At 72.1% G+C, this 13,421-nt stretch carries 11 protein-coding genes; 4 read left to right on the forward strand and 7 right to left on the reverse strand.

Going from position 1 to position 13,421, the window contains the following annotated elements; genetic code table 11:
* Both WG209_RS09845 and WG209_RS09850 read left to right on the forward strand, forming a co-directional pair.
* The coding region (locus WG209_RS09845; protein ID WP_337174859.1) for a DUF1501 domain-containing protein at positions 1-1,003 on the forward strand (1,003 nt) is incomplete at its 5' end.
* Positions 1,004-1,025: 22 nt separating this feature from the next.
* A complete protein-coding gene (locus WG209_RS09850; protein WP_337174860.1) occupies positions 1,026-2,414 on the forward strand; it encodes a glycosyltransferase family 87 protein in 1,389 nt (462 codons plus the stop codon).
* Here WG209_RS09850 and WG209_RS09855 read toward each other — a convergent pair.
* From WG209_RS09855 to tatC, 7 genes are all read right to left on the reverse strand, one after another.
* Positions 2,374-3,531, reverse strand: a complete 1,158-nt coding sequence (locus WG209_RS09855) for a Gfo/Idh/MocA family oxidoreductase (RefSeq protein WP_337174861.1) — start codon at positions 3,529-3,531, stop codon at positions 2,374-2,376. The genes WG209_RS09850 and WG209_RS09855 overlap by 41 nt on opposite strands.
* 106 nt (positions 3,532-3,637) lie before the next feature.
* On the reverse strand, positions 3,638-4,132 hold the full coding sequence (locus tag WG209_RS09860; protein ID WP_337174862.1) for a TspO/MBR family protein: 495 nt from the start codon (positions 4,130-4,132) through the stop codon (positions 3,638-3,640).
* A 16-nt stretch (positions 4,133-4,148) separates the two neighbouring features.
* Positions 4,149-5,132, reverse strand: coding sequence for an ROK family protein (locus tag WG209_RS09865; RefSeq protein WP_337174863.1), 984 nt, complete (start codon positions 5,130-5,132; stop codon positions 4,149-4,151).
* Between the two features lie 98 nt (positions 5,133-5,230).
* Positions 5,231-6,958, reverse strand: a complete 1,728-nt coding sequence (locus WG209_RS09870) for a sigma-70 family RNA polymerase sigma factor (RefSeq protein WP_337174864.1) — start codon at positions 6,956-6,958, stop codon at positions 5,231-5,233.
* Between the two features lie 94 nt (positions 6,959-7,052).
* Complete coding sequence (locus tag WG209_RS09875) at positions 7,053-8,285, reverse strand: cofactor-independent phosphoglycerate mutase (protein WP_337174865.1); 1,233 nt, start codon at positions 8,283-8,285, stop codon at positions 7,053-7,055.
* 50 nt (positions 8,286-8,335) lie between these two features.
* Positions 8,336-9,646: a homoserine dehydrogenase gene (locus WG209_RS09880; RefSeq protein ID WP_337174866.1), complete on the reverse strand. Its 1,311-nt coding sequence runs from the start codon at positions 9,644-9,646 to the stop codon at positions 8,336-8,338.
* A gap of 141 nt (positions 9,647-9,787) precedes the next feature.
* Positions 9,788-10,807, reverse strand: coding sequence for a twin-arginine translocase subunit TatC (gene tatC, locus WG209_RS09885; RefSeq protein ID WP_337174867.1), 1,020 nt, complete (start codon positions 10,805-10,807; stop codon positions 9,788-9,790).
* A 342-nt stretch (positions 10,808-11,149) separates the two neighbouring features.
* Here tatC and WG209_RS09890 point away from each other — a divergent pair, with 342 nt between their 5' ends.
* Positions 11,150-12,133, forward strand: coding sequence for a type I phosphomannose isomerase catalytic subunit (locus tag WG209_RS09890; RefSeq protein WP_337174868.1), 984 nt, complete (start codon positions 11,150-11,152; stop codon positions 12,131-12,133).
* A 157-nt stretch (positions 12,134-12,290) separates the two neighbouring features.
* Positions 12,291-13,094, forward strand: a complete 804-nt coding sequence (locus WG209_RS09895; protein ID WP_337174869.1) for a hypothetical protein — start codon at positions 12,291-12,293, stop codon at positions 13,092-13,094.
* Positions 13,095-13,421 lie beyond the last annotated feature (327 nt).

Here is a 13,421-nt window from a genome sequence, read left to right on the forward strand (position 1 = left end):
GGCGGCGGCCGCGCGCCCCCGCTCCGTCATCCTCCTCATGCTGGTGGGGGGGCCGAGCCAACTGGAGACGTTCGACCCCAAGCCCGACGCCGCCGAGGACGTCCGCGGACCCTTCGGCTCGATCGCGACGCGCTTGCCCGGCGTCCGCGTCTGCGAGCACTTGCCGGGGGTCGCGGCGCGGATGGACAAGCTGGCGTTGATCCGATCGCTCCACCACGACCAGGCCCCCATCCACGAGACGGGCCTGCAACTGATGCAGACGGGCCGATTTAGCCGCGACGGCGAGCATCCCCACTTCGGCGCGGTCGCCTCCTCGCGGTCCGGCCGCCCGGACGGCCCGCCGCGCTTCGCCGTCCTGCCGGGCCCGATCGGCGACACCGGCGTCCAGATGCCCCGGGGCCAGTCGGCGGGCGTCCTCGGCGAGCGTCACGGCCCGACTTTCCTCGACCCCGACGCGGATCTCGCCCTCGCCGCCGAGCCGCCCCGGCTCCGCGAAGCCTACGGCGAGACCCGGTTCGGCCGGAGCTGTCTCGCGGCGCGGCGGCTTGTGGAGGCCGGTTCGCGGGTGGTGACGGTCAACATGCACGACACCGTCTTCGGCCGGGTCTCCTGGGACTGCCACGGCTACCGCCCGTTCAGCTCGATGGACGACTACCGGAGCGAGGTCCTCCCCACCTTCGACCGGGCGTTCTCGGCGCTCATCGACGACCTCGACGCGCGCGGGCTCCTGGCGACGACGTTGGTGGCGGCGGTCGGCGAGTTCGGCCGGACCCCGCGGATCAACGAGCGCGGGGGGCGCGACCACTGGCCGGGCGTCTGGAGCGGCGTGATGGCCGGCGGCGGCGTCCAGGGGGGCCGCGTCGTCGGGGCCAGCGACGCCCGCGCCGCCGAGCCGATTGACCGCCCCGTCACGCCCGGGGAATGGCTGGCGACGATCCGCATGACGCTCGGCATCGACGAGCCTTCCGAGGATGGCGCCGAGCCGATCCGGGAATTGTTCTGACTCAATAAAGAGGACGAGACGCATGCCCCGGCGTGCTTCGCGGGTCACGATGCTGGTCGTCGCGGCCTACGCGGTCGCGCTGGTGGGCTGGGCCTGGTTCGTCACGACCGTCGATCCTCCGTGGCTCACCTTCGATCGGCCGGGGGGACGGCCCGCCGCGCTCGGGACGGCGATCGGCGGCGCGATCGCGGCGCACGGGGCGTTGGTGCTGGCGATCCTACGTTGGGGACGCGGCGGGGGGAGGGCGGGGGCCTTGGCCTCGGGCATCCTGATCGTCGCGAGCCTGGCGCACCTGATCGTCTCAACCATCGTCGGCGAATATCAGGATTACTACCTGTTCCTGGACATCTGGCGCGAGATCCTCGCCGGTCGCGACCCGTGGTTCCTCGTCGTGGGGGGGCCGCGGGGGTCGTACTCGCTGCACGCCTACGGGCCGCTCTACAACCTTCTGGCCCCCCTCACGCACTGGCATCCGCTGGGGCCGAAGCTGTTATTCGCCGGGGCGTACTGGGCATTCGTCGCCTGGCTCTCGCTGACGGCGCCGAGCCGAGGGATGCCGCGATGGTCGGCCCCGGCGATGGCGGCCTGGTTCGCCGGCCCGTTCGCGTGGGTGGAGATCGCCGTCTTCGGGCATTTCGACGTCCTCGTCGCGCTCCTTTGCGTGGGGGCGGTCGACGCCGTCGCCCGGGGCCGATGGGGCGCGTCCGCCGTCTGGACCGCCTCCGGGGTGCTGTTGAAGTACATCCCCGGGATCCTCGCCCCGTTCCTGGCGTTGGACCGGGGGAAGGTCCGATGGCGGTGGCTGGCGGCGACGGCGGGGCTGTCGCTCGCCGGCCTGGGGGTCGCCTGGGCGATCTGGGGCCCATCGGTCCTCCGGCCGATCTTGCTGGCGACGAGCCGTGAATCCGCCGGCCTATCGTTCTTCCGGTACCTGCGCGGGATGCATTCTCCGGTCAGCGGCGAGGATTTGTTCTTCCGGACCGACGAGTACGCCGGGCCGGCCCTGCTGCTGGGCCTGTACCTCGCGTGGCGATGGTCGAGGCGGGAGCGACTTGAGCCGGCCGCCTCGGGCGTCCTGGGCCTCGTCGTGACGCTCGCGCTCTACAAGGTGGGGTTTCCGCAGTACTTCATGGTGCCCTATCTGCTCGCGCCATACTGGTTCGCGCGCGAGCACGCGACGCTCCCGCGCCGAGGATGGCTGGTCGCCACGTACCTGGCGGCCTTCGCCTGGGTCTCCTGGTTCAACATCCTGATGGCGGGGAATCGCCACGTCTGGGTCGAGCACTGGGCCGGGCTGGTGACGCTCCCGCTCATGCTGGCGCTGGCGGCGGCGATCGCCGTGGCGGGGCGGGATCAGTCCCTGTCCGAGGTCAGCCGGCCGACGCCTGGGCCAGAATCTCGTCGAGCGTGACCATCCGGGCCTCGTCGACCGCCTTGCGGACCAGAAGCCCGGCGAGGGTGGCGTCGCGAGCCTCCAGGAGCGTGACCGGCGGGGCGGGGGGGGCCTCGGCGAGCGTCGCGGCGATGAACGCCTCGACGGCCAGCCTGGTATCGTTGCGCTGGCCGGGCTCGACGACCCGACGGGGACGCTCGCGGTCGCGGAACGTCAGCGCCCCGGAGCCGAAGTCGAGCCCGCCCTCCATGCCCAGGACCCGGAGGTGCGAGCCGGTGAAGTTCTCGTCGGCCGGCGCGATGTAGCTCTGGACGAACGACGCGTGGAAGCCGTTGTCCCAGAGCAGCTCGACGCCGTAGTGGTCGGTCACGTCGCGGCCCGGCGCCTGGGCCGTGAACAGGCTCTTGCGGCCCCAGCCGAAGGCCTCGCTCGGCGGCCCGCCGTGGATCCAGTTCAGCACGTCCCAGACGTGCACGGCCTGCTCCACCATGAAATCCCCCGAGCGCCGGCGGCTGCCGAGCCAGCCGTCATGCCCCAGGAGCGGGCCGTTGCTGCTGGTCCAGTAGCCCCGGGCCTCGATCAGCGACCCGAGCGTCCCGGAGCGGATCAGCCCGACCCCTTCGCGGAATCGGGGATTGGACCGGCGCTGGAAGCCGACGTGGACGGCCAGCGTGGGTGCCGCCGCGGCCGCGGCGATGAGCCGGTCGCAGCCCTCGATGGTGATGGCGAGCGGCTTCTCCGCGTACAGGTGCTTGCCGGCCCGGATCGCCTCGGTCGAGACGTGCTCGTGGAGGTCGCACGGGATGGCCACCACGACGGCGTCGACGTCGGGCCGCTCCAGCACGCGGCGGGGGTCCGGGTACGAGTCGGGCCGCCGTCCAGTGGCCTTCTCGACGATCCCCTCGCCCCGCGCCCGATGGCGGGGCTCCGGGTCGCTCACCGCGGGGATGACGACGCCGGGGATGTCCAGCAGGGTGCGGAGGAGCGTCGTGCCCCTGTTGCCGACGCCGATCACGCCGACGCGCGGGCCCCCGGCTGGCGTCGCGGCGTGGGATGCGCCCTGGGTCAGCGCGAAGCCGGCCCCGGCGGCCGAGCAGCCGAGGAACCGGCGGCGATTGAGGGCGATCGGCGGCATGGGCCCGGGTCTCCCAGTCGAGTCGCGGCGGACGAGACGTCGACCGTCCATTGTAGTCGCCCCCCGCCCGGACTTCGACCGCATTCCGAAGACCGGGCGTCCGACCCTACGGGTTGAGACGGGCGATCGTGCCGTTGAGCGCCCCGGCGAACGTCACCCAGGCCAGATAAGGCGCGAGCATCCAGGCGGCCGGGCGGTCCACCCGCGCGGTCGCGACGATCGTCGCCAGGATCGCCAGCCAGAGGGCGACCAGCTCCACGAACGCCAGCGTCGGCCGGTGCAGGCCGAAGAAGAGCCACGACCAGCCGACGTTCAGCGCGAGCTGGAAGCCCCAGCACGCGAGGGCCTCCTTGCGCCGGCCGGCGGGGGCGTCGTCGCGCCGCCAGACCCGCCAGGCGGAGGCCGCCATCAGCAGGTAGAGCGTGCTCCACACCGGGCCAAACAGCCAGCCCGGCGGTGTCCACGACGGCTTGCGCAGGCCCTCGTACCAGTGCCGTAGGCTAGGGTATGTGGCCCAGGAGCCGAGCGCCCCCGCGACCGCCACCACCGCGACGAATCCCGCCAGCGCGACGACCTGGGCCGGCCTGCTCCGCGATGTCATGCGAGGCCTCCGGGTATCAGCGGCCGAAGATCTCGCGCGCCCAGCCGGCGGCCCCGATGAAGCCGGCGTCGCCGCCGAGTTCCGCGTACTCGATCCGGCTCCCCTCGCTGACGGCGGGGAACGCCATCGTCTGGACGTGCTGGCGGATGTCTTCCAGGAATCCGTCGCCCGCGGCGATCATGCCGCCGCCGAACAGCACGATGTCCGGGTCGATCGTGTGCAGCAGGGTCGTCGCGCCGACGGCCAGGTAGTACGCCGTCTCCTTCATCAGCCGACGCGCCGCGTCGTCGCCGGCCTCGGCCGCCAGGTTGATGGCCCGGCTGGTGATCTGGTCGATGGGGATGTCGCGGAGGCTGGTCTTGACCGACTCGTCCTCCAGCATCTCCTGCGCCCGCTTCACCAGGGCCGTCGCCGAGGCGTAGGCCTCCAGGTGGCCGTAGGCGCCGCAGCCGCAGCGCCGGCCGTTCTCCATCTGGATGATGATGTGGCCGCACTCGCCGCCGTGGCTGTGGCGGCCCTCGATGATCCGCCCCTCGACGATGATCCCGCAGCCGATGCCGGTCCCCAGCGTGAACATGACCAGGGACTTGGTGTTCCGCCCCGAGCCGGCCCAGTACTCGCCGAAGGCCGCGGCGTTGGCGTCGTTCTGGAGGACCGTCCGCTTGCCCAGCTTGGCCGCCAGCAGGTCGCGGATCGGCAGGTCGTCCCAGCCCGGGAGGTTGGGGGGCTGGAGCAGCATCCCTCGCGAGAGGTCCATCGTGCCGGGGGAGCCCAGGCCGACGGCCGAGATCGCGTCCCAGCCCACGCCGCTGGCCTCGACGGCCATCCGGCCGGCCCTGGCCAGGTTCTCGACCCCCACGACGGGACCCCGATCGGCTTCGGTCGCGATGCTCACCGACGAGACCGGGCGCCCCGTGTCATCCACCACCCCGCTCTGGATGTTCGTCCCACCGAGGTCGATGCCCAGGTAGAACGGCGGGCGGGGCTCGAACGCGCTCATGAAACTCAGCCTTTATATTTGGGATGCTACGACCGGCGGCCGGGGAGGCGGGGCGCCCTTGTTAAGGGTTATCAGCTTACGTCCCGGCCGGCTTCCGGTCAACGTGACGACGGCGTCCGGACGGGTTCCGCCCCCCGGTCGCGGGCGATCCGATACATCGCCGCGAACCGGGAGGCCCCGAGCCCCAGCGCCGAGGCCCCGACGGCGCACCAGAGGAGCGTGCCGCCGGCCAGGAGTCGGCGCAACGCGCCCGCGATCGGTCCGGCTAGCTCGAGGACCGGCGCCGGCCCCCCGCGTAGCCACTGGAGCCCCGCCGCGGGGGGGATGGGGCGCGGCGAGATGGACCCGCCTCCCAGCGCGATCTCGCGGGCCACGGCCAGGCCGCCGATCGCCAATTTCCAACCGAACGCGGCGCCGCCGGCCGCGTACGCGCCGACCGCGAGCCCCCCGACCGCGACCCAGCCGAACGCCCCGCCGCCGACGGCCACGCCGCCGATCGCCAGGCCGCCAAGGCCGACCCCACCGATCGCGATCCCGCCGAAGGCGACGAGCCCCAGCGATCGGTCGCCGATGGCGATCAGCCCGACCGCCCGGCCTCCGACCGCCAGCAGCGCCCCGCGGGCGTCGTCCCCCACGGCGATCCAACCCGTCGCCGATCCCCGCGGCCCGGCCGGGCGGATCATGACGCCGTCTTCGTCGAATCCCGGCGGGTCGGCGACCTGGACGTCGAGCAGCGGCAGCCCGAGCAGGGTCCAGCGGCTTCGATGCGACCGCCCCCGGACGTTCGCGGCGACCTTCGCCATCCCGCGCCGCGCGGCGGTCCGATTCGGCTCGTCGGCGTCCGTCCGGCTCGCCTTCGCCTCGCGCAACTTTCGTGTCAGGACCACCACGTCCACGAGGAGCCACGCCTGGAATCCGACCATCGCGACGAGCCAGGCGGGGAGATACCAGCGCGTCCCGGCCGCGAAGTAGACCAGCCCGGCGATCGTCGCGGTGAAGACCAGCCCGGCGACGAGCATGCGACGCCCGCTCGCCAGCATCAGATCGCGCTCGCGGACGGTCGGGGCCGCCTGGGCGGGTAGCCATGCCCCGAACCACGCGCCGGCGAGCCCCGCCCCGGAGCCGAGTAGGCCGCCGAGCAGTCCCGACGATGCGACGAAAGGCGCGGCGGCCCCCGCCACCCCCGCGGCGGCGGGCTTCGCGGCCAGGTTCGCCCCGAGTCCCGCCATCACGCCGACCGTGAACGACCGGCCCGGTCGGCTGGCCCGCAGCCCCTCCTCGACCAGGCCCGCCAGGCGCTCGCGGAGCATGGCCCGGCCGCGCGAGAGCCGCTGCTTCACCGCGTCCTGGGAGATTTCGAGCGTCGCGGCCACCTCGGCAACCGACTGATCCTGCCGATGATAGAGGATCAAGGGCTCGCGATAGAGATCCGGCAGCTCCTCCAGCGATCGCCAGATGAGCGCCTGCTCTTCGCGCCCCAGGGCCGACTCCGCGGGTCCGTCGCCCGCGTCGGGCACGTCATCCCCGCCGAGGGCGGCCGTCCCCGGCCGCGCGGCGGCCTTGCGGCGAGAGTTCGCGGCCAGGTTGCGGGCGATCCCGCAGAGCCAGGGACGCAGGCGGTTCGGATCCTGGAGGGTGTCGCGTCCCCGCCAGGCGGCCCAGAACGCCTCCTGCGCCACGTCCTCGCTCGTCGCCAGGTCGCCGCGCACGTTGTACGCCACCGCGGCCACCGCCGACTGGTGGCGCTTGACGACCTCCTCGAAGGCGCTCCGATCACCCTCGCGCACCCGCCGCCAGAGATCCACGTCGGTCGTCGCGTCCGTCATCACCGCCTCCGCGCTTCCCGGAAGATTGCCTTCGGACTCTCCCCCGGGTGGCGTGCGGCGCGGCGACGGTGACAGGATTTCTCGGAGCCCGACCTTACCGGCCGGCCCAGCCCAGGTCCAGGAACTTCGCCATCAGCCGCCAGCCCTGGTCGAGGAAGGGGCCGCCGCCGTCGCGGGCGTGCTCCTCGTCGTAGCGGAGGCCCGAGGGCGGGATGCTCGTCCCGGCGATCGCCCAGGCCACCGGGGCTCGGTCGTGGGCGCGGGTGCGCAGGAGCGTGGAATGGTCGGGGGATATGAGGAGCCGCCACCGGGGATAGGTCGCCCGGAGGTGGGCGACGATCGGGGCGACGATGTCGCGGTCGATCCGCTCGATCGCCTCGACCTTGGCGTCGCCGCGGCCTTCGTGGCTGGCCTCGTCGGGTGCCTCGACGTGCACGCAGACGACGTCGTGGTCGGCCAGCGCGGCGATGCCGGCGCGGCCCTTGGCGGCGTAGTCGGTGTCGAGATATCCGGTGGCCGTGGGGACGTCGATCCGCTCCCAGCCAGCCAGCACGCCGACCCCGCGCACCAGGTCGACGGCCGAGATGATCGCCCCTCCCAGGCCGTGAAGCTCGCGGAACGCCGGCATGTGGGGGGCCTCGCCCTGGCCCCACAGCCAGACGGCGTTGGCGGGCTTCTTGCCGGCGGCGACGCGGGCGCGGTTGACCGGGTGGTCGGCCAGGATCGGCCGGGCCCGCTCCATGAGATCGATCAGCGCCTCCGCGCCGGGGCCTTTCGGGAGGTAATTCGCGGCCGGCTGGTCGGGGTGGTCGTGGGGGGGGACGGTGACCGTCTCGCGCGTGAACAGCGGCGAGCCCGACCTGCCGCGATAGGCCAGAAGGTTGCGGTAGCTGACGCCCGGATGGAACTCGAATTCGGACGACCCGAGGGCCTGTTGTAGCGAGGCGATGATCGCCGCGCCTTCCTCGCTGGTGATGTGGCCGGCGGTGAAGTCCGCGAGGAGGCCGTCCTCGATCGTCATCAGGTTGCAGCGCACGGCCCAGTCGTCGGGGCCCAGCGGTACGCCGACGGCGGCGGCTTCCAGCGGGGCGCGGCCGGTGTAGTATGCCTCCGGGTCGTAGCCGAGGAGGCTCAACGTGGCGACGTCGCTGGCTGGGAGGAAGCGATCCGGGACGTTCCGCGACCGGCCGACGATCCCGCTCGCCGCGACGTCGTCCATGGCCGGGATGTCGGCGGCCTGGAGCGCCGTGCGTCCCCCCAACGCCTCGAACGGCTCGTCGGCCGCGCCGTCGGGGATCACGATGACGTACTTGGTGGGGGGGGCCACGGCGGGGCTCCTCGGCTCGGGTCGGCTGGGTGGGGACGCGGGAGGCCAGGTCACTCCTCGACGCCGAGGCAGACGCTGGGCGCGCGGACGACGTCGAGGCGGTCGATCTCGCGGACGGCGTCGCGGAGATCCTGCTCGACGGCCAGATGGGTCATGATCACCAGCGGGACGGGGCCGGGCTCGCCGTTCTCGTCCTCCTGGGTCGGCTCGTGCTGGATGACGCTGGCGATGCTGATCCCCTTGTCCCCCAGGGCGTGCGCGATGGCCGCGATCACGCCGGGGCGGTCGGCGATCAGGAACCGCAGGTAATTGCGCCGCCTGGTCCGGCTGGCCGGCAGCACCGCGATCGGCGCGGCGGCGGCGGGCCAGAAGTCCAGGGCGCGGGCGGTGATCGCGGCGCGGCCGGTGGCCACGTCGATCAGATCGGCGACGACGGCGGAGGCGGTCGGCATCATGCCGGCGCCCCGGCCGCAGAACAGGGTCTCGCCCACGGCGTCGCCCTCGACGCGCACGGCGTTGTACGAGCCGTGCACCTGGGCCAGCGGCCGGTCGTTCCTGACCAGGCTGGGGCCGACGCGCAGCTCCAGCCCCCCCTCGGCCAGCCGGGCGTGGGCGAGCAGCTTGATGGTGTAGCCCAGCTCGCGGGCGTAATTCAGGTCGGCGATCTCCAGCCGGTCGATCCCCTCGCGCGGGATGTCGGCCGTGCGGACGTCGGCGCCGAAGGCGACCTGCGCCAGGATGGCCAGCTTGTGGGCGGTGTCGGTGCCGTCGACGTCCAGCGTCGGGTCGGCCTCGGCGAAGCCGAGCGCCTGGGCGTCGGCCAGGGCCTCCGCGTAGGCCACGCCCCCCTGGGTCATTTGCGTCAATATATAGTTGCAGGTGCCGTTGAGGATCGCCGCCAGCGATTGCACCTGGTTCGCCGCCAGCCCCACGCCGATCGCCCCGACGATCGGGATGCCGCCGGCGACGCTCGCCTCGAACGCCACGGCGCGATCCGCCTTGCGCGCGGCGGCGAAGATCTCGGGGCCGTGCTCGGCCAGCAGGGCCTTGTTCGCCGTGACGACTTGCTTGCCGGCCGCCAGCGCGTCCAGCACGATCCGACGCGCCGCGTCGACCCCGCCGATCACCTCGACGACCACGCCGACCTCCGGGTCGTCGATCACCCGGCGGGCGTCGTCGACGATCCGGACGCCCTCGAAGTCGGCGTCGCGCCGCTTCTTCACGTCGCGGACGACGGCCCATTTCAGCTCGATCGGCCGCCCCGCGCGGCGAGCGACTCGGTCGGCGTGCCGCGTGAGGATCCGGGCCACGCCGGCGCCCACGGTCCCCAGTCCGACCATCCCCACGCTGAGTTGCTGCATCGCGATCGCCGTCGAGCGCTCCGGTAACCAAATGGGACGCCGCGCCCCCCTCCCGGCGGCGCGACAAGCCAGTGTAGGACTCCCCCGCCCGCCCCGCAAGCCGAGCGGGGGAGTCGTCGATACGGATCGTCGCCCCCGGCGTCAGATCCGCGCCGGCACGCTCCCCTTCACGCCCCGGGCGATCAGGATGATGCCCAGCTCATAGAGGAGGATCATCGGCAGGGCGAGCAGGGTCATGCTGATGGGATCCTGGCCGGGGGTCAGGACGGCGGCGGCGATGGTGATGACCAGGATCGCGATCTTCCGCTTGCCCCGGTAGTCGTCCACCGAGAAGATCCCGATGCGCTGGAGGAACAGCATGATGAGGGGCGTCTGGAACGCCAGGCCGAAGACCAGCGGGAGGATCGTGGCGAAGCTCATCCACTCGCTGAGACGCAACGTCGGCGCGACGCCCAGCCAGACGTTGAAATCCAGCAGGAACGCGAGGGTCAGGGGCAGGACGAACGTGAAGCAGAGCAACACCCCGCCGATGAACAGCCCCAGCGAGAACGGCAAGAACTTCATCACGTAGAACCGCTCGTGCCGGTACAGGCCCGCCGCGACGAACGCCCAGATCTGGTAGAAGACCCAGGGGCTCGCCAGGACCAGGCCGGAGACCAGGCAGACGAAGAAGTAGATCGTGATCGTCTCCAGCGGCCCGAGCGAGATCAGCGAGTTGTCGATCTGGTAGGCCGACTTCTCCGTCACGCCGATCATGTCCGACATGTCGTAGCGGATCGGGAAGTCCAGCATTTCCCCCTTCACGGCCTCCGGGTCGGGGAGCTTCAGCTCCGGGGCGAGCTTGGCCAGCGCCACGATGAACGACTCGGCCGGCACCTGGGCTCGGACGTTGGGGGTCACGGCCTTCTCGGCCTCGGCCTCGGCCCGCTTCTTGGCGTACTCGCTGGCGTAGAAGGACGTCAGCGCGCGCTTGGCGGGGGCCTCCATCCTCGTCATCACCCGCTTGCCGATGTCGAGCGGGGGGATGAAGACGATGATCACGCCGACCATCAGCCCGGCCAGAGCCAGGATGAGCCGGACGCGCAGCTCCTCCAGGTGCTCGCCGAAGCTCATCGTCACCATCGTCTGCTCTTCGGTGAACAGGTCGCGATCGCTGGGCATGGATGTGGACCAACGGGGGTGGGCCCGCCAGGGGGGCGGGGCGACGATTCGACGCGGAGGAGACGCGGGCTGCGACGGCCGGTCCCGAGGCCGGAGCCCTTGGCGGGCGGCGCCGCGCGTCGGCCTCGCGGGGACGGCCGGGCGCGCGGGGGCGTTCCTGTGCCGTCGAGTCTAGCAGCCGTCGCCTTGCCACGCCAGCCGCGATGGACTCGGCGCGGGTTTCGCGATACAACCGGCGGGCATCGCGCGCCCGCGCCGACGCCCCAACGACCTAGACGAACCCGCCGCCACGCCCCGGCCCCCCTTCGTCCCCGGGCCTCGCGGCGGGCATGGAGGCCCATCATGCAGGCGCCGCTGGAACCGCTGGCCTTCACCCCCATCCTCCGCCGCCTCGTCTGGGGGGGGCGACGGCTCGGGACTCTCCTGGGCAAGCCGATCGGCGACGGCGACGACTACGCCGAGAGCTGGGAGCTGGCCGACTACCACGACCAGGTCAGCGTCGTCCGAGGCGGCTCCCACGCCGGCGTCTCGCTGCGCGACCTCGTCCGCCATCGCCCCGCCGACCTCTTCGGCAAGGCCCGCGCCGACCAGGAACAGTTCCCCCTGCTGGTCAAGCTGCTGGACGCCCGCGAGAACCTCTCCGTCCAGGTCCACCCCGACGACGTTCTCGGCCGCGAGCTGGCGAACGACCGCGGCAAGACCGAGGCCTGGGTCGTCCTCGACGCCGAGCCCGGCTCGGCGATCTACGCCGGGCTCAAGCCGGGCGTCGACCGCGAGACCCTCCGCCGTGGGATCGATTCCGGCCAGGTCGAGTCGCTCCTCCACCGGATCGACCCCAAGCCCGGCGATTGCCTGCTGATCGAGGCCGGCACGGTCCATGCCCTGGGGGGGGGCGTGCTGGTCGCGGAGATCCAGCAGATGTCCGACGCCACGTTCCGCGTCTTCGACTGGAACCGCGTCGGCGCCGACGGCAAGCCGCGCGAGCTGCACGTCGAGAAGGCCATGCGCTGCATCGACTTCGATCGCGGCCCCGTCGACCCGGTCGTCCCCACGCCGCTGGTCCTGGAGAACGGCGACGTCCGCGAACCGCTGGTGTCGTGCGCCTACTTCGAACTGGAGCGGTGGACCCTCTCGGCGGCGACCGAGATCGGCCGCGACGATCGGTTCACGATCCTCATGACCCTGGAAGGCGAGGCCCTCGTCCGCGCGCCGCGCGGGGACCTCCCGCTGCGTCGGGGCGAGACCATCCTGCTCCCGGCGTCAATCGGCCCGACCGTCGTCATCCCGGTCGGCCGGGCCGCCGTCCTCGCCTGCCAGCAACCTTGACGCCACGGGTGGCGACTAATTCCTTAAGCTTGGATTCCGGGTATTTTCAGAAGTTTCCGCTCCTGGTCACGACCGGGTCGTGTCGCGTATCGTACTAATGGGAGACCGCGCGAGAAAACTTCAACCATTGCACGACGCCGACGGCCGGGAGAACAACATGGCCACGATCTCCATGCATTGTCCCTCCTGCGGGGCGGAAGGCCGGATCCCCAGGGACAAGGTCAACGTCCGGATGCTCTGCAAGCGTTGCCTCAAGAGCTTCCACCTGACGCCGGGGGGGAAAATCCTCGCGGGGGGCCCTCCGATCGATCCCGCGACGGCGGGCCACGGGCGGCACGTGGACGAACTCGAGGTCGTCGACCACGAGATCGAGGTCGTCGTGGGGAAGCTGAAATCCGCGGCCCCCAAGGTGGCGATCGCAGGCGGGGTGCTCCTGGCGCTGCTGCTGGGCTGGCTGCTGTTGCGGGGTGGGGAGGTCGCGAGCCTGGACGACCAGACGATCCGCCTCGCGCGGGCGCTGGCGCGCAACGACCTGGACGAACTCCGGTCGCTGGCGGTGGACGGGACCGACGACGAGGCGGCGGAGCTTTCCCAGGCCCTCGCGCCGGAATTCCGCGATCACGCCGAGATCCCCCGCGCCGCCTCTCCTTCCGTGCATGTTTCCCGCCATCCCGAGTCCCCCGGGCCGGGACTCGCGGCGATCACCGCCACGATCCGAGCGGACCAGCCGGTGGGACGGATGGGGGTGGCGCTGCCGGACATCTCCACCAGCATGAAGTCCGCCTCCATCGAGGTGCCGATGGTCTTGGCCGGCGACGACCGGCGGGGCTGGCGGCTCGACGGCGAGCGGAGCCTGGAAGCCTACCGTAAGTCCCGCGCCCCGGCCCCGGCGGCTCGGCCCGGGATGCCCATGTCGCCGTCTCCCAGGTCCACCACGACCGAAACCGCCGGAGCGCTGTGAGGCCCGACCGATCGGGAATAATTTCGACAAACATGAAATCCGCCCGCCTGTCCGCGGATCATGCGAGTGTTCGATGACCCGCTCATTGACATCCCGGATTCGGTTCGACGCGGCTCGTCACGGGAAGCCCGCGCGAGGGGCGTCGAAATCAAGGTCACGGCCGGAGCCGGGCCACCTCCCTGACGAGCGTGTACCACGCGCCTCCTCTCCCGGCGGGCATAGCCATGGCCACAATTTTTCGTCCTGGGATTTGGGTAGGATAGGGCAGGGGTGTCCGTCCCCGCTGTCGCCGGGAGAGGGCGGCCCGGAGGGTCGGTGAGGCTCGCC

The organism is Paludisphaera sp. (assembly GCF_037189885.1).
GTDB lineage: Bacteria > Planctomycetota > Planctomycetia > Isosphaerales > Isosphaeraceae > Paludisphaera.